We start from the raw sequence: 19,575 nt of genomic DNA, 5'->3' as shown, positions 1-19,575 counted from the left end.
TTCTATTTTAATAGATACTGCCCGAATTGACAATAGGCTGGGCTTCCTTATTGGCGCACAGCACCACCATCAGGTTGGATACCATTTGCGCGCGGCGTTCGTCGTCCAGCTCGCAAACCTCTTTTTCGGAAAGCTGGCCCAGCGCCATTTCGACCATGCCGACCGCGCCCTCGACGATCATCTTGCGCGCGTCGATTACGGCGCTCGCCTGCTGGCGCTGCAGCATGGCGGCGGCGATCTCGGGCGCGTAAGCCAAGGTGGTGATGCGCGCTTCCTCGATGCGCAGGCCCGCGCAGTCCACGCGCTTTTGAATTTCCTCGGCCAGCACGGCGGCGATCTCCTGCGCCGAACCGCGCAGGCTCTTTTCATCGCCCGATTCGGAAACGTCGTACGGATACAGGCGCACGGTGTTGCGCAGCGCCGCGTCGCACTGAATGGAAAGGAACTCGCGGTAATTATCCACCGCGAACACCGCCTTGGCCGTGTCCTCGATGCGCCAAATGACCGCAATGCCGATGATGATCGGGTTGCCGAGCAGATCGTTAATCTTCTGCTTATCGTTATTGAGCGTCATGGTCTTGAGCGACAGGCGCTTGCCGCGCTGCACGCTCGTGCCGAGCTTGCCGGTCGTGGTCTTTCCGCCGCGCGCGGCCGTCTCCGCCGCTTCCTCCGCCGCGGCCGCGAACGCGGATTCCGCCGCCGGGTTGACCGCCGAGCAGAACGGATTGACAAAGAAGATGCCTTCGCCCTTGAGCGTGCCGATGTACTTGCCGAACAGGGTGAGCACCAGCGCTTCGTTCGGCTTAAGCACCTTCACGCCCGCAAAGATCAGCCAGCACGGCAAGCACCAGTACAGAATGCATATCACCAGAAGCACAACGCCCCACGCGACCAGACCCTTCGACTCGCCGCCGACCAAAAAACCGCCCCATACCATGCCGCCGACCGTAACGATCATCAGCAAAATATTGAGAAACAGCACGGCAAGACCGTTCGGCGCTTTCAGGAGCTTTTCCTCGTACCGCCCATCATGTTGTACCATTGTTTATCCCTCGTTTCTAATATCATTTTGATATCACTATAATATTCCTATGATAGCCCGTTGTCAATAGGGAAAAAACAAATATTTGCGCGCGCACAAATTTACGCCGAACTGGACATACTTTTAAAAAAGTAAGGAGATGATCCGCCATGGAGATCACATTTAAGGGAAAACCCGTCGCGCTTACCGGCAAGCCGCTTCGCGTGGGCGACGCCATGCCCGATTTTTCGCTGACCGATTCGTCGCTCGCCACCGTGCGCGGCGCCGCGCTTGCGGGCGTGCGCGTTTTTCTGACCGTTCCCTCGCTTGATACCGACGTGTGCGACGCGGAGGTGCGCCGCTTTAACGAGGAGGCCGCCGCGCTGCCCGGCGTTTCGGTTTTCGCGGTGAGCATGGACCTGCCCTTTGCCGCCGCGCGCTGGTGCGGCGCGGCGGGCGTGAAAAACGTGCGCGTCCTGTCCGACTATAAGGACCATAGCTTTGGCCGCGCCACCGGCACCCGGCTGGAGGAGCTGGGCCTGCTGACCCGCGCGGTCTTCATCGTCAACCAATCGGGCAAAATCGCTTACGCGGAGTATGTGCCCGAGGTGGCCGACCACCCGGATTATGCCGCCGCGATCGGCTGCCTGAAAACGCAGTTCGTTTAACGGAAAACCGCTTGCGCGCGCCGCGCAAAGCCCGTATAATAAAGCTATCCATAATTGCCGCCGAAAGAAGGGATACGCTTTGAAAATCGTCGATACCGGCGTGCTGGGAACCTCCTTTATGGATTTTTCCATTCCATCGGACTTTGCCAAAAGCGCGTTGTACTATTGCCCGCAGTTCGGCCACTTTTACTGCACCGACGGGTACAACATCGCGCGCGAGCACCTTGAGCTGTTCCTGCTGGTGTATATGTGCGGCGGCTCGCTCCATTTGGAGGCCGAAGGGCGGCGCGACGCCGCCTCCGCGGGCGAGATCGTACTGCTGGACTGCCGCCGCCCGCACCGCTACTACTGCTCGGAGGGGGCGGAATTTCTTTGGCTGCACTTTTACGGGAACGCGAGCGCGCCCTACACCCGCTACCTGATCGAGCAGAGCGGCATCGTCTTTTCCGGCGAGCGCATCCCCGCGCTGCGCCAGAGCTTCGAGACCGTGATCGCCGCCGCCCAGTCCACCCCGACGGACGAGCACCAGATCTCGCTGAACCTGCACCGCATATTGAGCAAGCTCGCCGCGCCGGAGGAGCACGCCGTCGCCATGTCGGCGCTGCTTTACCCCGCCATCCGCCATATCGACGAACACTTTGCGGAGCCGGTGGAGCTGAGCGAGCTTTCGGCCCTGTGCCGCCTGAGCACCTCGCACTTTATCCGCTGCTTCCGCAAGTACGCGGGCTGCACGCCGCACGAATACCTGCTATCCTACCGCCTGAAACAGGCCAAGCAGCTTTTGGTGGCGCAGCCGCTTTCCATTGAGCAGATCGCGGAGCAATGCGGCTTCAACAGCGCTTCGCACTTTGCCCGCGCCTTCCGCAAAAGCAACGGCATGACGCCCTCCGAATTTCGGCGGGTGCAGTTTTAACGCGGTGTGCATGATTTGGGCTTCCCCCGACGAGGGCATAAGCGTCAACTTAAGCAGCGCACGCGATCTGGCCTTCCCCCCCACGAGGGGAGGCCGTAGCCCTCGCTCCTTTATTTGCCACGGTGTGGCATTTATATGCGAGCGGTGGCGCGCGCCGTAGGCGCGTGACGAATGGGGGGCGTAACGAATAGCGCATTGGAAGGTTACTGCGCACATCAATGCCAATGGTTCTTACGCCCCCCTTCAGACCCGCGCTTCGCGCGGCCCAGCTTCCCCTCGTCGGGGGAAGCCCAAATGCATACGCTGCTTAAGTTTACGCTTATGCCCGACGAGGGGAAGCTGGCGCGGCGAAGCCGTGACTGATGGGGGGCGTAAGGGCGTGCGTTCATGATGTGCGCGGCCCAGCGCTTCGCTATCATAGTGCGCCGCCCGGCGCAGGGGCAAAAGGGCGCGGACACCTAACGGTTTCCTCGCCCTCTTGACTTCCACGCTTTCCCTTGCCCCTGACTTGGACAGCGTTTGCCGCCCTGTTGTTTTGCGTATAAGTTGCGGCGTGCAATTTCGGCTGCCTAGGGATTCAGTGGACGGGCTACTCCGCTCGGCCGAACCGGCCTGTTTTGCGCGCCCACACACCCGGGTGCTTCGCGCTCGGCGGGCTGCGGTCAGCCCGCAGAAAGCGAAGCGCCAGCAAATGTGGGCGCGCGAAACTAGGCCGGTCCGGCCGAGCGAAGGCACCCATCCACTGAATCCCTAGGCACCCGACCCGGCACACCCCCAAACCGCACGACAACTCAAAGGGCGGCACGCCCCGCCCTCATACAGGAGAAGGGAAAAGAATGGAGTTCCAAGGGGAAGGGAAAACCGTCAGGTGTTCCCTTCCCCTTGGCCCCCGCGCCGGGCGGCGCGACGTACCTCCGCGGCTACCGCCGCGCATTTTATCGCGAGCGAAGCGAGCCTCAACGAGCAAAAGCGGCGTTCCCCATCGGCTGGGAACGCCGCTTCTGCATTATTTACTTGCTCAGTTCGCTGATTTCGTCCAGATAGGCCTGCCCGTTTTCCGCGGTGATGACCTCCGCGCCGGTCTCGATGCGCGTTTCCAGCGTTTCGCCCTTCGCGGCCTTTACCGCGTTTTCCACGCCCGAAGCGCCCATTTCATACGGGGCCTGCGCGACGCTGCCCAGCATTTTGCCTTGCAGCACCAGCTCGACAGCCGAAGCCGAACCGTTGAAGCCCAGCACCGCGATGTCGCTCCCCGCGGCCTCGATCGCGCGCTGCGCGCCCTGCGCCATATGATCCGCCGTGGCCAGAATCGCGTCGATATTGTCATAGCGCTGGATGATGTCCTGCGTGATGTTCATCGCCTTTTCCGCGTCCGAATCGGCCGCCTTTACCTCGATGATCGTCCAGCCCGCTTCTTCCAGCGCGGCGCGGTAGCCCGCTTCGCGCTCGTCGTGCGTGGTATCGCCCAAGCGGCCGCGGATGATGACCGCGTTCTTGCCCTCGCCCAGCTGCTCCGCGACGTACGCGCCGCCCAGCTTGGCGGCCGATTCGTTGCCGGTGCCGATGAACGTCTTTTTGCCCGCGAAGGTCGTATCCGTGTCCACGGCCAGCACGGGAATGCCCGCCTTGTCGGCGCGCTCAAACACGGGGAGCACCGCGTCCGGCGAGGACGGCGCGCAGCACAGCGCGTTGATGCCGTTGCCGATCAGGTTTTCAATGCTGGTTACCTGCCCCTGCACGTCGCTTTCCGAATTGGGGGCGATGAATTTCACTTCCACGCCAAGCTCGGCCGCCTTGTCCTCCGCGCCCGCCTTCATCAGCATCCAATACGGATCGTCCAGCGCCTTTACCACAAAGCCGACGGTCGTCTTGCCCTCCGCCGCGCCGTCCGCCGCGGGGTCCGCCTGATCGGGCTGGTCGCCGCAGGCCGAAAGGGAGAATGCCATCGCCGCCGCGAGCAGCGCGGATAATGTTCTTTTTTTCATGTGCTTTTTTCCTCCTTAAAATCTCACGGGATCATCTTTCTTCCTCTCGCGGAACACGGCGCAAAACCGGCCGGTTTTGTTCTCCATTCGCCCCTTGTTCCTCTGATTGACTGTATTATACCGCCCCGGAGCGCGGTTGTCATTTCATTCAGCGCCCCTATTCTATACATAAATTACTTTGTGTTTCTCCCGCTTATGCGACATGTACAACAAAGCGTTTCGCCGCTTGTTCAAAGTTCCCAAAGCGCTTGGTAGCACAAAAAAAACCGCGCTTCGCCCGGCGGGCAAAGGCGGTTTTTCGCGCGCCCCTAACGGGCGAGACCGATGGGCGAAAACAGCGCGTACATACCGGCCATGACGGCGAAGGTCACGGCAATGACCGGGTAGCGATATTTCCACGGGGTCATATCGATGGCGCTTTGATCCGTGCGCAGCTCATAAGCCGCCGGGCGCGGATAAAATTTCGCGAACAGCGCCAGCAGCACAATGTCGATCACAAAGCTCGCGGTCTCAAAGTACAGGAAATGCACGTTCGGCAGCAGCCGCATCATCAGCCCATAGCAAACAATATGCACGGCGATGGTGACCTTGGGCGCGATATTGGGCACGCGCCGGTTCAGCATGCCCATCACGGCGACGGCGAGCACCGGCACGCCGTAATAGCCCCACATTTGGTTGAGAAAGGTGGAAATACCGGCGGGCAGATACATCAAAAACGGCGCGATGGCGATGGAAAGCAGGCACAGGATGATGCCGAAACGCTTGGCCAGCCGGATGAGCTGCAAATCATCGCGCTTTTTCCCCGAAAACACCGGCAGCACGTCGAGCGTGAACATCGTCATCGAGCTGTTGAGCACCGAGTTAAAGGACGATAAAATCGCGCCGAACATGACGGCGGCGAAGAAGCCGACCAGCGGTTTGGGCAAAATTTGCAGCAGCAGCCACGGATACGCCTGATCGAACGAGGGCAGGCCGCCCCCTGACATGACGAACGCGATGATGCCCGGCACCACCAGAAACAGCGGGCAGAACACCAGCAAAATACCGGACAAGAGCGACCCCTTTTGCGCCTCGGCCAAGCTTTTCGCGCCGAGCACGCGCTGCATGATCGACTGGTTGGTGCAGTAGTAGGAAACGTGGTTGATCGTGCAGCCGATCAGCATCATCGGCCACGGGATATACGGCGGCAGCGCGTCCACCGGGCTGATGGAATTTAAGTGACCCTTGGGCGTATGGAAGGCAAAGGCGCGCACGCCCTCGATCAAGCTGCCGTCGCCCAGCGCGACGAACGCGAGGATGGGCACCAGCAGCGCCGCGCCCGCGATAAAGATGACGCCGTTCAGCGAATCCGACACGGCGACCGCCTTGAGGCCGCCGAAAATGGCGTAGATGCCGCCGATCACGCCGAGGGCCACGCACATCAGCGTGATGCCGACAAAGCGGTCGGTTCCAAGCAGCTCGGACACGCCGAATATCTGCTCCATCACCACCGAGCCGGAATACAGCACCAGCGGCAGCATGGTGACGATATAGGCCACCAGAAAAATGAACGAGACCAAAACGCGGGTTTTACGGTCGTAGCGTGTTTCCAAAAATTCCGGTATGGTCGTAACGCCGAGCTTTAGGTAGCGCGGCAAAAAGAACAGCGCCATCAGCGTCAGCGCGATCGGGCAGATCGCTTCCCAGCCCATGGCCGTCATACCGGCGGCGTAGCCCTGTCCGTTCCGGCCGACGAGCTGCTCGGCGGATAGGTTGGTCATCATCAGCGAGCCGCAGATGACGACGCCCGACAGCCCGCGCCCCGCGAGGAAGTAGCCCTCCTTGGTGGATACGTTGTCCCCTCTGGTTTTGAGCCACGAGATTAGCGCGACCAGCGCGGTGAACCCGACAAAGGTGATCAGTGCAAACATAGCTTTCCCCCTTCTTTTATCTTACGGTATCTTGCATAATTGTAACAGTTTCTCAGTCCATCTGATAAAGCCGCCCCGCATCTCTCGTCGCTATAGCGGCTAAGGGATGCGGGGCGCTGTACGGAAAGAGAAGAAATGAGAATCAGGCGGTGTTTAGCAAGCGCGGGCGGCTCAGAAACCGGCGTTTTTCAGGTTTTCACGGCCTTGGCGCGCGATCGGCAGCGGTACGTCAAAGGATTTGACCGGGAACAGGTCCTGTTCGACGACGACCCAGCCGTCATAGCCCTTTTCGACGAGCGCGTCGTGCAGCCCCGCAAAGTCGATGCTGCCCTTGCCCGGCTCCACCATGATATCCTCGGTGACAGCCTTGGCGAACGACCACTTTTCCGCGTCCATCTTGGCCTTTACCGCAAGGTCGCAGTCCTTGATATGGATATAGGGGATGCGGTCCGCGTGCTTTAAGTAGAACGATACCGGCTCGCCGCCGCCGTAGACATGGTGGCCGGTATCGAAGCACAGCATCACATTGGTATCGCGAAGCAGGCGCTCGATCTGCGCCTCGGTCTGGACATGGCAGTCCACATGCGGGTGGAACGCGCCGATCAGGCCGTGGGTGGCGACGCGGTTGGCCGCGCGCTGCACGTTTTTGCAATAGGTTTGCCACTGCGCGTCGGTCAGGTTGGGGTCGCACACGGGCGCGCCGGTCTCCAAATCGGTGTACATGGCGGGCAGCAGCACGATATACCGCGCCTCCGGGAAATCCGCGAGCAGGCCCGCGATATCGTCAATGGTCTCGCACATCGCGTCGATCGAGGCGTCGTCCAAGAAGTCGCCGCCGACCGTGCCCGCGACCAGCGAAAGGCTGCGCGCGGCCAGCGCGTCCTTCAGTTCGGGGTTGGTGTTCGGGAAATAGCCCCAAGGGCCAAGCTCGACGCCGTCGTAGCCCGCCTGCCGCATTTCATCCATGCAGCGCTGCCATGGGGTCTGCTTTTCGTGCTGCGGGAACCATACGCCCCAAGAATCGGGCGCGATACCTACTTTAATAGACATAATTCCGCTCCTCCCTTACTTTACTTCGACCCACTGGCGCTTTTCGGCGGATGCCAGAACAGCGTCAACGGTGCGGTCGATCTTATAGCCGAACTCAAAATCGCAAACATAGGGCGCGCCCTTGGTGATTGCGGAGAACAGCTCGTGAACCTCCAGAATCTTCATATCGTTATACGCGATGGAGATGCCGCCCGCGGGCTGGAAAGCGTTGTAGCCCTTCATCAGCGGGTTGAGCAGCACCGTGCGGAAGCCGCGGTCGCGCTCGTTATCGCCTTGGAAGTAAACCTGCACCTCGCCCATGCGCTCCAAATCGTAGCGCACCGTGCCCTTGGTGCCCTGAATTTCGTAGCACAGGTAGTTCTTGCGGCCGGTGGCCACGCGCGAGCAGGAGATCTGGCCGATCGCGCCGTTCGCGTATTCCGCCATGAACTGCATGATATCCTCGTTTTCCACGTCGCCCATTTCCGTGGAGCCGGGCGCGACCGGGCGCTTCGGGAACACGGTGGAGGCCAGCGCGTTCACGTTCTTCACATCGCCCATTAAGTACTGCGAAATGCTCATCAGGTGGCAGCCGAGGTCGCCCAGCGCGCCCGCGCCCGCCAGCGCCTTCTTATGCCGCCATACGAGGGGCAGGCTCTCATCGAGCAGCTGATCCTGATCGTACGAGCCGACGAAGCGCATGATCTTGCCCAGCGCGCCGGATTCGATCAAGTCCTTGACGTAAGCGTTCGCCGGGTTCATCACATTGTTGTAGCCGACGTAGTTGATCACGCCCTTTTCCTTTGCGAGCTTTGCCAGCTCGGCCGACTGCGACGCGGACAGGCTGAGCGGCTTTTCGCAGTAAACGTTCTTGCCGTTTTCCAGCGCGGCCTTGGCCACGTCGTAATGGAACGCGTTCGGGGTGGCGATGTCGACCAGATCAACGTTCGGATCGGTCACCACATCGCGCCAATCGGTGCTCATGCGGCGAAAGCCGATCTTTTCCTGCGCGGCCTTCGCCGCCGCTTCGTTGTTGTCCGCCACGATCTCGTACGAAGCCACGCCGTATTCCGGGCCGAACAGCATTTCCGCGTCCTTGAGGGCCGAGGAGTGCGCCTTGCCCATCCATCCGGAGCCTACCAAACCGATTCTGATTTCCTTCATGACGATTTCCTCCCAAAAATGTTATATGATAATTTTAATTTTCACAAAGAACGCGGCGAACTACCGGCCGGTTTTGTTCTTGTTTCTCCCCGTGTTCTTCTGTTTGACTGTATTATACGGCCTTTTTCGTGCATTGTCATTTCAACGAATGCTCTTATTCTATACATAAATTACTTTCTGTCAAAACCGGTTCGACGGCTTGTACAACGCGGCCCCCCAACGATTGGGCAAAGTATATAAAAACGCGCCGGTCAACAAAAGACCTCGCCCCAAGGCCAATGTCATTCAGATAAGGTCAGGCAAGAGAAAAAAGTAACGCAAGCACCGAACATGTAGGGCGCGAGAAGGTGAATTGGCCGAAGGCCAAGAGAAGCTGGTCTGGACCACGCCCTCGGCGCGCCGAGAGCGAAGCACCGGGATAAGTGAGTGCATCAAACAGGCCGGTACGGCCGAGCGAAGAGACATGGTTTCTCAGGAAGTGTTACGTCCCTTCGAGACGGCGCGCACAGAGCGCTTTTTGGCCTTCCCCCCACGAGGGGAGGCCGTAGCCCTCGCTCCTTTATTTGCCACGGTGTGGCATTTATATGCGAGCGGTGGCGCGCGCCGTAGGCGCGTGACGAATGGGGGGCGTAACGAATGGCGCATTGGAAGGTTACTGCGCACATCAATACCAATGGTTCTTACGCCCCCCATCAGACCCGCGCTTCGCGCGGCCCAGCTTCCCCTCGTCGGGGGAAGCTCAAATGCATACGCTGCTTCAGTTTACGCCTATGCCCTCGTCGCGGGGAGGCCCAAAGGGCGGCGCTATGTTGCATAGGAGTCAGCTTTTCTTAACTAAATCCATTGGCCCCAAGATTGTTTGGGTTGACATTTGGCCTACAAAGTGTTATCTTAAGGTTAGGACTACAAACCGTTATCTTAGGAGGTAGAGAAGCATGACTGTACAGGTATCGGATTCCGAGCTTGCGCTCATGAAGATCATCTGGGCGGAGGGCGGCAAGGCGCTTTACGCCCGCATCATGGAGCAGCTTGCCGCGGCGGGCAACCGCTGGCAGAAAAACACGGTCATCACTCTGCTGTCCCGCCTAGTCGACAAGGGGCTTTTGCAAACCAATAAGATTGGGCGGCGCAACGAATACACCGCGGTGGTGACTGAAACGGATTATCAGGCGGCGCAGACCAAGGACCTGCTCGATAAGCTGTACGAGGGCAACGCCAAGGGACTGATCTCCACGCTGATTCAAAAAGAAATGCTCACCCCAAAGGATTACGAGGAGCTGAAACGGTTCTGGGAAGGGAGCGGCGACGGCCATGAACGAGATACTTAAAACCGTTTTATCGCTCTCGCTCGCCGGCTCGGCGCTGATCCTGCTCCTTCTTCTTATAAAACCCTTGCTCCGGGGCCGGGCCGGCAAGCGGTGGCAGTATTATATCTGGCTGGCGGTCATTTTGCGCCTGCTTCTGCCCTTTGGGGCAAAGGGCAGCCCCATAGATGCGCTGTTTCAGCAAAGCGGCCGCCTGCCGGTCGTGCAAACGGCCCATTCCCCTTCCCTCAGCCAAACGCCCGCGCCGCGGCCGGAAGCCCCCGCCGTTTCGGACAGCGGCGGCGCGCGGGCCGCCGCCGTTCTCCGGCGGGCCTTGTGGGCGGTCAGGCCGATCACGCCATACCTTTGGCCGGTCTGGCTGGCGGGCGCGCTGCTTTTGCTTCTTCGCAAGGTCACCATTTATCAGAGCTTTGCGCGCTACTTGAAGGCGGGCAACACGGCGGTAGCCGATCCCGCGTTGCTGGATAGGCTGGCGCTGCTCGGCGAGCGGGCGGGCGTGAAAAGACCCATGGAGCTATGCGTGAACAGCCTGATCTCCTCGCCGCTGCTGATCGGTTTTTTCCGGCCCTGCATCGTGCTGCCCACCGCCGCGCTGTCGGAAGCGGATTTTTCCTATACCGTGCTGCACGAGCTGACGCACTACCGGCGGCGCGATCTGTTTTATAAATGGCTGGTGCAGCTCACGCTGTGCCTGCACTGGTTCAATCCGCTCGTCCACGTCATGGCCCGGGAAATAGACCGCGCGTGCGAGCTTGCCTGCGACGAGGCTGTCGTCCGCTCGCTGGACGGCGATAACCGGCGCGCCTACGGCGACACGCTGCTTCACGCCGTCGGCGCGGGCGGCGGCTATCGGGATTCGCTTTCCTCCGTCACGCTGGGCGAAAGCGGCGCGCTTTTAAAAGAAAGGTTGGAAGCGATTATGAGCTATCGTAAACCCTCCAAGGCGGCGGGCGCGCTGGCGCTCGCGATCACGCTGGCGCTGGGCGTCGGCGCGACGGCGATCGGCGCGTACGCGGCGGCGCCCGCCGGAAAAACCACCCCCGCGCCCGGCGGTTCGGCCGTCGCCGGTATGCAGACCGGCAGCGGTCTCCTGCCGGACGGCGCGCAATGTCCCCCGATCGATCTGGACATTTACAGCGGCGGCGTGGAGCTGCTGCCCGCCGCCGAAAACGAGATCACCGCAAGCTACGACAGCGCTTATTACGACGTGCGCATGACCGAGCGCGACGGCCGGTGGGCCGTGTCCGTATCCGGCAAGGTCGCCAAGATGGGCGAGACGGACTTTGTCCAGCTGCATGTGCCCGGCGCCCAGCGGGAGCTGAACGTAAACGTGCTTTACGGCGACTTTCGCTATGACCTGCCCGAAAACGCGGCGGACAATATCCTTGTCACCGCCGCCGATTCCGGCATTCAGATTTCCTCCCCGAACGGATTCCAAAACAGCGATATTGCGCTCACCGCGGCGGAAGAGGAATACACCCGGTACGACATGCTGGAATACCCAGATTATTTTACCAAAACCGAAACCGGCTTTACCTACCGGAACGGCGCCGCCGCGAACCGCCTGCAAATTTCGCTGACCGGTTACACGGGCGTGGAATTTACCGAGCGCACAGACGGTGCGAACGCCTAACCCGCGACAAAAAGCCAAGCCCGAACGGTATCTCTCGCATACCGTTCGGGCTTGGCTTTTTTTACTTTATGTTGTCCGTTACTATTTGAAACAGCACCGTTATATCAATGGGCTTTGCAATATGTCCGTTCATACCCGCGGCCAGCGCGTTTGTGACATCCTCCTGCAAGGTGTTGGCTGTCATTGCGATCACCGGTAAGGTTTTCGCATCCGGATGGGCGCTTGCGCGCCAGCGTTTTACGGCTTCGTATCCATCCATAACAGGCATTTGTATATCCATGAATACCAAATCATAATAACCGGCCGGCGCGGCAAGCAGCCGTTCCAGCGCTTCTTTTCCATTTTCCGCGCCGTCTATTTCCGCGCCCGTCGCCGCGAGAATCTCCACCGCGATTTCACGGTTTAGTAGATTATCCTCCGCCAAAAGGAAACGCATACCCGCGCACTGCGGAATCGTGGGCGCGCCGGGCTCGTCCGCCTTGCACTCCTGTTCCGTTACCGTCTTGAACGGCAGCTCCACCGTAAAGGCAGAGCCTTCGCCCGGCTTGCTTTGCACCTGAATGGTACCCCGCATCAGGCTGGTCAAGTTATGGGTGATCGCCATACCCAGTCCGGTTCCCCCATATTTTCGGGATGTGCTGCTGTCAGCCTGTTCAAACGGTATGAAAATATGTTCTAAAAAGTCTTCCTTTATACCAATGCCGGTATCGCTGACGATAAACCGGAGCCATGTCTCGCCATTTTGGGCCGGCATTTGCTGTACCTCCAACCGGACCTGCCCGCCCTTTGGCGTAAATTTCATTGCGTTGGAAAGCAGATTCAGTAAAATCTGATCGATTCGCCTATAATCTCCTATATAGGTCTGGCCCGTATCAGCTTTGTTATCGCACGTAAATTGCAGGCCCAATTCCGCCGCCTGCGCGTTAAAAGAATCGGCCAGCGGTTCCAACAGCTGCTGTAATTGAAACGGCTCGTTGTTGATGGATAGCTTACCCTCTTCCATTTTGGCCATATCGAGCACATCGTTGATAATACTCAGCAAATGCCGCGAAGAAAATGTGACCTTGGAAAGGCAATCCTCCACGCGGTCGCGGTCGTCCAGATGCGCGCCCGCAATCGCGGTCATTCCAGTAATCACATTCAGCGGCGTTCGGAGCTCGTGGGACATACACGAAAGGAAATCCTTTTTGGCGCTATTGGCCTTTTGCGCCATCAACAGCGCGTCTTGCAGCGCATGCTCCCGGTTCTTCAGGGTTTCAATATCCTTCTGCTCCCGGCAGTTTGAATAGACGCTTAGAAAAATAATGCCCGTTGAGAGGAGCAGCGCGACCAGCATGGAAAGCATCGCGGTACGCCGCGAGGTCTCTGTCAGTTCGCAAATCTTCTGATCGGCAAAGTCTATGATCGTCGTGAGCCGGTCGCTGATCAGGTCATATTGGGGGTACACATACCGCGTGATATATTCCGCGGTTTCGTCTTCCGTATGGTCCATGGCAAAGTCAATGGCCTTGTCTTGCTTTGCGATCAGCTCGTCCATCGCCGCCTGCAAAGCGTCCACATCCTCTTTGGGGCCTGAATACTTTTCATAAAGGGTATGAATCGCTTCTATCTGCATATCATACCGTTCCTGAAAAAGCGCGCGGGTATTTTGCGCCCCCTTGAAATCATATGTCAAAAATATGTTGACAAACCGTTTCATATCCAGCAGACGCGAGCGCATACCCCGCGCGCTGTTGCTGGAGGCATAGGGGTGCTCATATACGTTTTGCGCGGTATCCCGCATCCTTCCGGCCGTATATACGCTGATTATCGCAAACAGGAGCGTAACGATGCAGATCAGGAGCGTAAGCCTTGATAAACCTGCTTTTGTTCTATCTTTCATACCGTACCTTTTCTTCCCCCCCCAATATGATTTCCTTTGTATCACGGCGCCCAAGGTCCCCGCCTTATCCGCGCGGCGCTGCATCAGGAGAGCGCTTGGTCGCCGCGCAGCTTAAAGCTCTCCACCAGACTTTTCAGCAGCATCGCCTGCCCGGAAAGCTCTTCACTGGCGGCGGCGCTTTCTTCCGAAGTCGCGGTGTTGTTTTGCACCACGTGGGAGATCTGTTCGACCCCTGCCGTCAACTGCGTGATAAAGGCGGCTTGTTGCTTGGCGGCATCCGCGATGCTGTCCACAGTGGCGGAAGCGATATGCGTGCTCTGCACCACCTGCGAAAGCGCCTGCGCCGTTTCAGCGGCAATATCCATTCCGTTTTTCACGGTTTCTATCGAGCTTCGGATTAAAACGGCTGTGTTTTTTGATGCGTCCGACGATTGATTGGCCAGTCTGCGCACCTCATCCGCAACCACGGCAAAGCCCTTGCCGGCCGCGCCGCTGCGGGCCGCTTCCACCGCCGCGTTGAGCGCTAATATTTCCGTTTGGAAGGCGATCTCCTCCATTGCGTGAATGATCTTTTCAATTTGATAGGACGAACGGTTGATCTCATCCATTGCCGCAATCATCTTTTTCATTTGCTGGTTGCAATCCGCGGCGGAGCTGCCGGTCTGCATGGTTTGCTCACGGGCCACCTGCGCGTTTTGGGCGGTTTTGGATACCTGCTCGGATATCTCGGCAATGGACGCCGCCAGCTCCTCCACGGAACAAGCCTGCTCGGTCGCGCCCTGCGCCAGTGTCTGCGAACCGGCGGCCACCTGCTCGCCGCCTATCGATACCTGATCGGCGGAAGAATTGATTTGCAGGAGCGTGTCGCTCAGCTTATCGCGCAGTTCTTTCATAGCGTTCAGTATCGCTTTATAGCTGCCCAGATACGATTCCAATGCGTTTGGCCGGGTGGTAAAATCGCCCTTGGACAGGTCGCCCAGCACATGGGCGATATCAAAAATGATCTCCTTTTGGGCGCCAATATAGCTGCGAATATGATCGGCCAGCTCGCCCAGTTCGTCTTTCGCATGATAATCGACCCACGCGGCTTCCAGTTCCCCCTCCGCCAGCTTTTGCGTTGCTTTTTCAATTTGGTGGATTGGCTTGCGCACCGTGTTGGATATGTACAATCCGATAATGACCGCCAGAGCAATACTCAAAAATAGAATGACCGCCACAAGCACGATCGCCGTTTCCTGCGCATGCCGGCCCTGCTGAACCATCTTTTGAGCATTCTTCCCCGCGGCGTCCGCAACGCTTTGCAGCGTATTCGCCATATCGTTTAAAAGCGGCACATAGCTGCCCTTCATGACAGAAAATGCCTGCTCCGTTTGGTTTGCCCGCGTCAATTCAAACACCCGATCGCGATAGACGACCGCTTTTTCCAAAATCTCGTCCGCCTCGTCCATCAGCGTCATATCGCCTTTGAATACCCCGCGGATGACCGGAAACGTCCCGCGCATGGTGGCAAGGCTGGCGCTGGCTCGATCGATCATCTGTTCCGTGATATCTTGATCGGGTTCTATGATCGCCCGCAATATATCGCCCCGCGCGGATTGCATTTCCCGCTGCGCGGTCGCTACATTGACGGTCACCGTATAATTGTTGTCATAAAAGCTGGTCAGATTATCGCCGATCTGATCCAACAGAAAAAGCCCCACGATACTGGCGCATAAACAAAGCAGAATAATGATCGCATAGGATATCAGCAGCCTCGTTCTAATCTTTACATTCTTGAGCACGTTGGTTTCCCCCTTCTCCTAAACAGCGGTTATATATTCTGCCCCCGTACTTGGCCCCCACGCCCGCGCCGGGGGTTCTTGAGAAGGGTTGCAAAAAGCTTTCCGCCCCACCTTGTTTACATCCACCTTGTTTATATACCTACTTAAAAGTATAACAAACGACAAGGAATTTAGCAACCAAAACGCAGCAATACCTTGGAAAACATATGGCATTCCGCCCCGCGCAATGTTATACTATTATAGATTATTAGCATAATGACTGGCCCCATAGGAGGCATTCGCTTGAAAGAATTGCTGGAATTGAACCAAATCGTATATAACAACTTAAAAATACAAATTGAATTCGGCACCTACGGTTATGGCGAGCACCTTCCGACCATGGAAGACATGGCGGAATTGCATTTGGTTTCTATTGATACTATCCGCCATGTGTACCGCAAACTGCAAACCGAAGGATATATCACGCTTTTAAAAAGCATCGGCACCGTGGTAAAAGTGAAGTACGACGAGGAGGACATCGAACACAATATTCAAACCTTCTTTGCACAGCACAAAGACAGCCTGCTTGATTTTTGCCACTCCATGCCGTATCTGTTTGGCGGCATCCAGTTGACGGCTTGGAAAAATATTTCGCCCGAAGCGCTGTCCCAAATGCCGGCCATGCTTACGACAAAGCACAAGTCATTCTCCTATTCGGCGATTCTTTTTTTGCATTTGGTGTATGGCTCTTTAAAGAACGACATGCTTCTTTTCCTGATACGCATGGTATATATCGCCTATTTATTGCCATTCTTAAATTTGGGGGAACGCGCGTTGCACATACGCAAAGAGTTTTCTTCTATCCCATGCCAAATACAGCTTTGCAGGCAAAAGGACTGGGCGGCGCTTTCATCGCATATTACAGCGCATATGAACGGTTATTCTATTGCTATCGAGCAGTTCTTTCAGAACTACATCACCATGCCCGCCGCCGAGAAGCAAATCCCTTTTACGTGGAGCAGCTACAAAAAGACTTCTCAGCTTTGCTATTCCGTGGCATTTGAGATTTTAAGATCGATCGTCTATGGCGAGTATGCCGAAGGAAGCTTTTTGCCCTCCCTCAAGCTTCTTGCGGAGGAAAAGCATGTATCGGTCAGCACGATCCGCCACACGCTCGCCTTGCTGAACGATCTGGGCATCATCAAAACCATAAACGGTATCGGCACGCAGATCCTTTCCTTGGATCAGGTTTGCGAGAATTGCAACTTATCAAGCCCGACCGTTAAAAAGCGCCTATTGGATTACAAGCAAAGCCTTCAGCTCTTCGCGCTTTCCTGCCGGAGTGTGGCCACTGTCACCATAGCCGCGCTAGACGCTGCAACCAAAGCGCAATGGATTGAAGCGCTGTACGGCTGTATTCGCATGGGCAAATCGGATCTGATCCCTACGGTTTCTTTAAAACTGATCGCCGTAGCCGCCCCCTTCCAAACGATCAAGACGGTTTATACCGAATTATATAAACAGCTTTTCTGGGGCGTCCCGTTCCGAGGTATGAAGGGCACACAGCAAACCATTCACACGAATTACCTGCCGCATTCCCGTTTCTTGGTCAACGCCTTGGAACAAGGCGACGCGGCGGCCTTTGCCGCCAAATTGGAGAAAATCTTTTCCCACGAGGTCGGGGCCGTGACCGAGCAGCTTGCCGCGCATGGCATACAGTAAAGTTGGCGGAGGGTTGCTGCCAAACACGTAAAGCCCTGCGGCGCGAGAGGTTCTTTGACAAGCTAAAGCGCCCCGATCATGGTAAAATCCACGATCGGGGCGCTCTTTATTAAGGAGAGAAAGATTGAGAGTAGCTTTAGGAATTACACTTCCACTTCGGAGATCTTGACCGGGCGGCCTTCATGCAGCGACTTGGTCGCGGCGGCTGCCATCAGCACCGGGTACAGGCCGTCGATGCCCGTGACCGGGGTCTCCTTGTTGTTTGCGATCGCATCGGCAAACGCCTGCATCTCGGCAACGAACGCGCCGGTATAGCGATCCCACATGACCTTGTAGGCCACGCCGTGTACCGCGCCGTCCGCGGTGGACAGGACAGCGGTGTTGGGGGTGTCGTTCTCGTTCTGGGCGCAGCCCTCGGAGCCGAACACCTCGACGCGCTGGTCGTAACCGTAAACGGCCTTGCGGCTGTTGTCGATCACGCCGATGGCGCCGTTCTCAAATTTCAGGGTAACGAGCGCGGTATCCACGTCGCCGGCCTCGCCGATGCCGGGATCGACCAGCACGGAACCGATGGCGCTTACCTCCGTGACCTCGCTGCCCGCCAGAAAGCGCGCCATGTCGAAGTCATGGATCATCATGTCGTAGAAGATACCGCCGGAAACCTTCACGTAGGATACCGGGGGCGGCTCGGGATCGCGGGAGGATATCTTGATGATGTTGACCTTGCCAACCTTGCCTTCGCGTACCATGTCGTACACGGCGCGGTGGTTGTGGTCAAAGCGGCGGCAGAAACCGATCTGCAGCTTAACGCCCGCTTCGTTCGCGGCGTTGATCGCCTCGTGCACCTTGTTCAGATCATAATCGACCGGCTTTTCGCAGAAGATGTGCTTCTTCGCGTGGGCGGCCTCGATGATGTACTTGGAGTGCGTGTCGGTCGAGGAGCAGATGAGAACGGCTTCGATCTCGGGGTCGTTCAGGATGTCGTTCGCGTCCTTGGTGGTATTCGGGATACCGCACTGCTTCGCGAACTTTTCGGTCTCCTCGTTCATGAACGGGTCGGCGATCGTCTTGATCTCCATCTCAGGTACGAACATCGATATGTTCTTCGCGTGCACCTTGCCGATACGGCCGGCACCGATAATACCTACTTTCATTTCATTTTCCTTCTTTCTTCTTCTATGGGTTCGTCTAAATCACAACTGTCCGGGACAGTAGCATTAGTAAGACATGATCGCCTTCGCGGCGGTCTTGGTATCGGTCAGCGGGAACAGCTCAAAGCCGACTCTGCCGGTGTAGCCCGCGTTTTCGAGGCACTCGAACACCTTGTGGTAGTTGATCTCGCCCGTGCCCGGCTCATGGCGGCCCGGCGCGTCGGCCACGTGGATGTGGCCGAGCTGGTCGACGTTCTTCACGATCGTGTCGCAGATCGAGCCTTCGTTGAGCTGCATGTGATACACGTCGTACAGCACCTTCAGCTTGGGGGAGCCGATCAGGCGGGTCATCTCGGCGGCCATCTGGGTGTGCGCGAGGAAGTTGCCCACGTGGTCGGTCGTGATGTTGAGCGGCTCAAGGTTCATGGCGACGCCGCTTTCCTCCGCGATCTTGGCGCACTCGAGCAGCATGTCGTACATCGAGCAGATCTTGACGGTGTCGGACAGCTCGTCGTAGTGGTTGACGACCACGCCGCCGTCGCCCAGCGCGTTGGAGTGGATGGTGACGGACAGCGCGCCGATCTTCTTGGCGGCCGCGACCGACTGCTTCAAAAATTCTAAGTACTTTTCCTTATGGGTGGGATCGATCAGCGAAAAATCCGCGTCGCCGTTGAAGCCGGAAATGCCGATCTGCGCCTTTTCGGCCGCCGCCTTGACCGCGTCAAGGTCCTTGTCGGTCCAGCTCCAAAACTCAACAAATTCAAAGCCGTCGTCCTTGGCCGCCTGAAAACGATCAAGGAAGGGGATTTCAGAGTACATCGGTTCGATGCAAGCCGAACGCATGAGTTTCATATGTTCTTCCTCCTTTTTGACGTTGGGACCGGGCGGCTTTGGGCCGCGGCGATCGCCGGGTGATTGGTTTTCCTCCATAAAGGGAAAATGCACGAGCACCTGCCGGATGGGGGGCCGGTTTGCTCGGTCAAACCTGCCCTTCGTCCGTGCGGATGCTCGGTCATCCGTCCTTCCGAACCGGCGGATCTCCGCTTGCCCGCGCCGCGCGCCGGTTTGGAAATGCTCGGTCATTCCCTGTCGGCGGTGGGCGAAAGCGCGCGTTCATCCGTTCCCTTGAAAGGCAAATGCTCGGTCATTCGCCCCTCTGTGCTTTTGCATCTTTATTATATTTTCGCACACACGATTTGTCAATACTTTATTTCGCACAAACCGGCGGCCACTTTTTTGGCTGATTGTTCAATAGCGTCGATTATATGACAAAAACCGCCGAATATCGACGATATTCCGGCGGTTTTACGCGCGATATGTTTTTTCGTTCCGCGCGCGGCGCTTTTAAATTTTTTTTCCGTCCGGGCGGCGCGGCCGCCTGTGCTTTTTTCTGTGCTTTTCACAGGAAAAAG

Annotated in this window: 15 protein-coding genes; 5 read left to right on the top strand and 10 right to left on the bottom strand. The window is 57.6% G+C overall.

Going from position 1 to position 19,575, the window contains the following annotated elements:
- Positions 1 to 7: 7 nt before the first annotated feature.
- A complete protein-coding gene (locus RWV98_RS06325; protein ID WP_317864575.1) occupies positions 8 to 1,042 on the bottom strand; it encodes an SPFH domain-containing protein in 1,035 nt (344 codons plus the stop codon).
- Between the two features lie 149 nt (positions 1,043 to 1,191).
- On the opposite strand from RWV98_RS06325, the gene tpx reads away from it, so the two are divergent.
- Together tpx and RWV98_RS06315 are read left to right on the top strand one after the other, a co-directional pair.
- Positions 1,192 to 1,689, top strand: coding sequence for a thiol peroxidase (gene tpx / locus RWV98_RS06320; protein WP_317864573.1), 498 nt, complete (start codon positions 1,192 to 1,194; stop codon positions 1,687 to 1,689).
- Positions 1,690 to 1,768: 79 nt separating this feature from the next.
- Complete coding sequence (locus tag RWV98_RS06315) at positions 1,769 to 2,602, top strand: AraC family transcriptional regulator (RefSeq protein ID WP_280961020.1); 834 nt, start codon at positions 1,769 to 1,771, stop codon at positions 2,600 to 2,602.
- Between the two features lie 1,010 nt (positions 2,603 to 3,612).
- On the opposite strand, the gene RWV98_RS06310 is transcribed toward RWV98_RS06315, so the two are convergent.
- The 4 genes from RWV98_RS06310 to RWV98_RS06295 form a co-directional block, all read right to left on the bottom strand.
- The gene (locus RWV98_RS06310) at positions 3,613 to 4,587 is read right to left on the bottom strand and encodes a sugar ABC transporter substrate-binding protein (RefSeq protein WP_280961019.1); all 975 of its coding nucleotides are present in this window, start codon (positions 4,585 to 4,587) and stop codon (positions 3,613 to 3,615) included.
- Positions 4,588 to 4,895: 308 nt separating this feature from the next.
- Positions 4,896 to 6,497: a solute:sodium symporter family transporter gene (locus tag RWV98_RS06305; RefSeq protein ID WP_317864571.1), complete on the bottom strand. Its 1,602-nt coding sequence runs from the start codon at positions 6,495 to 6,497 to the stop codon at positions 4,896 to 4,898.
- A 171-nt stretch (positions 6,498 to 6,668) separates the two neighbouring features.
- On the bottom strand, positions 6,669 to 7,547 hold the full coding sequence (locus RWV98_RS06300; RefSeq protein ID WP_280961017.1) for a sugar phosphate isomerase/epimerase family protein: 879 nt from the start codon (positions 7,545 to 7,547) through the stop codon (positions 6,669 to 6,671).
- Positions 7,548 to 7,562: 15 nt separating this feature from the next.
- Positions 7,563 to 8,690, bottom strand: a complete 1,128-nt coding sequence (locus tag RWV98_RS06295; protein ID WP_280961016.1) for a Gfo/Idh/MocA family protein — start codon at positions 8,688 to 8,690, stop codon at positions 7,563 to 7,565.
- Positions 8,691 to 9,625: 935 nt separating this feature from the next.
- Between RWV98_RS06295 and RWV98_RS06290 the strand changes: the two genes are divergently transcribed.
- Together RWV98_RS06290 and RWV98_RS06285 are read left to right on the top strand one after the other, a co-directional pair.
- Positions 9,626 to 10,018, top strand: a complete 393-nt coding sequence (locus tag RWV98_RS06290; protein WP_317864568.1) for a BlaI/MecI/CopY family transcriptional regulator — start codon at positions 9,626 to 9,628, stop codon at positions 10,016 to 10,018.
- On the top strand, positions 10,002 to 11,648 hold the full coding sequence (locus tag RWV98_RS06285) for a M56 family metallopeptidase (protein WP_317864566.1): 1,647 nt from the start codon (positions 10,002 to 10,004) through the stop codon (positions 11,646 to 11,648). The genes RWV98_RS06290 and RWV98_RS06285 overlap by 17 nt, the downstream gene beginning before the upstream one ends.
- Positions 11,649 to 11,709: 61 nt before the next feature.
- Here RWV98_RS06285 and RWV98_RS06280 read toward each other — a convergent pair whose 3' ends face one another.
- Together RWV98_RS06280 and RWV98_RS06275 are read right to left on the bottom strand one after the other, a co-directional pair.
- Positions 11,710 to 13,530: an ATP-binding protein gene (locus RWV98_RS06280; protein ID WP_317864564.1), complete on the bottom strand. Its 1,821-nt coding sequence runs from the start codon at positions 13,528 to 13,530 to the stop codon at positions 11,710 to 11,712.
- A gap of 83 nt (positions 13,531 to 13,613) precedes the next feature.
- Positions 13,614 to 15,311, bottom strand: a complete 1,698-nt coding sequence (locus RWV98_RS06275; RefSeq protein WP_317864563.1) for a methyl-accepting chemotaxis protein — start codon at positions 15,309 to 15,311, stop codon at positions 13,614 to 13,616.
- A gap of 282 nt (positions 15,312 to 15,593) precedes the next feature.
- Between RWV98_RS06275 and RWV98_RS06270 the strand changes: the two genes are divergently transcribed.
- On the top strand, positions 15,594 to 17,012 hold the full coding sequence (locus RWV98_RS06270) for a GntR family transcriptional regulator (protein ID WP_317864561.1): 1,419 nt from the start codon (positions 15,594 to 15,596) through the stop codon (positions 17,010 to 17,012).
- A 143-nt stretch (positions 17,013 to 17,155) separates the two neighbouring features.
- Here the strand turns inward: RWV98_RS06270 and iolG are convergent, their stop codons facing one another.
- The 3 genes from iolG to RWV98_RS06255 all read right to left on the bottom strand — a co-directional run bounded on the left by iolG (position 17,156) and on the right by RWV98_RS06255 (position 19,566).
- Complete coding sequence (gene iolG, locus RWV98_RS06265; protein WP_280961013.1) at positions 17,156 to 18,166, bottom strand: inositol 2-dehydrogenase; 1,011 nt, start codon at positions 18,164 to 18,166, stop codon at positions 17,156 to 17,158.
- Positions 18,167 to 18,229: 63 nt separating this feature from the next.
- Positions 18,230 to 19,015 (bottom strand): TIM barrel protein, encoded by a 786-nt coding sequence (locus RWV98_RS06260; RefSeq protein WP_317864560.1) that lies wholly within the window; start codon positions 19,013 to 19,015, stop codon positions 18,230 to 18,232.
- A gap of 347 nt (positions 19,016 to 19,362) precedes the next feature.
- Positions 19,363 to 19,566, bottom strand: a complete 204-nt coding sequence (locus RWV98_RS06255; protein WP_317864558.1) for a hypothetical protein — start codon at positions 19,564 to 19,566, stop codon at positions 19,363 to 19,365.
- Between the last annotated feature and the right edge of the window lie 9 nt (positions 19,567 to 19,575).

This window comes from Agathobaculum sp. NTUH-O15-33, from assembly GCF_033193315.1.
Taxonomy (GTDB): Bacteria; Bacillota; Clostridia; order Oscillospirales; family Butyricicoccaceae; genus Agathobaculum; species Agathobaculum faecihominis_A.
This window is presented reverse-complemented; position numbering and strand designations above follow the sequence as displayed.

Excerpts from the sequence above, each read along its gene's own strand:
- RWV98_RS06325 (WP_317864575.1), bottom strand. The coding sequence starts at position 1,042 with ATGGTACAACATGATGGGCGGTACGAGGAAAAGCTCCTGAAAGCGCCG.
- tpx (WP_317864573.1), top strand. The coding sequence starts at position 1,192 with ATGGAGATCACATTTAAGGGAAAACCCGTCGCGCTTACCGGCAAGCCG.
- RWV98_RS06310 (WP_280961019.1), bottom strand. The coding sequence starts at position 4,587 with ATGAAAAAAAGAACATTATCCGCGCTGCTCGCGGCGGCGATGGCATTC.
- RWV98_RS06305 (WP_317864571.1), bottom strand. The coding sequence starts at position 6,497 with ATGTTTGCACTGATCACCTTTGTCGGGTTCACCGCGCTGGTCGCGCTA.
- RWV98_RS06300 (WP_280961017.1), bottom strand. The coding sequence starts at position 7,547 with ATGTCTATTAAAGTAGGTATCGCGCCCGATTCTTGGGGCGTATGGTTC.
- RWV98_RS06295 (WP_280961016.1), bottom strand. The coding sequence starts at position 8,690 with ATGAAGGAAATCAGAATCGGTTTGGTAGGCTCCGGATGGATGGGCAAG.
- RWV98_RS06290 (WP_317864568.1), top strand. The coding sequence starts at position 9,626 with ATGACTGTACAGGTATCGGATTCCGAGCTTGCGCTCATGAAGATCATC.
- RWV98_RS06285 (WP_317864566.1), top strand. The coding sequence starts at position 10,002 with ATGAACGAGATACTTAAAACCGTTTTATCGCTCTCGCTCGCCGGCTCG.
- RWV98_RS06280 (WP_317864564.1), bottom strand. The coding sequence starts at position 13,530 with ATGAAAGATAGAACAAAAGCAGGTTTATCAAGGCTTACGCTCCTGATC.
- iolG (WP_280961013.1), bottom strand. The coding sequence starts at position 18,166 with ATGAAAGTAGGTATTATCGGTGCCGGCCGTATCGGCAAGGTGCACGCG.
- RWV98_RS06260 (WP_317864560.1), bottom strand. The coding sequence starts at position 19,015 with ATGAAACTCATGCGTTCGGCTTGCATCGAACCGATGTACTCTGAAATC.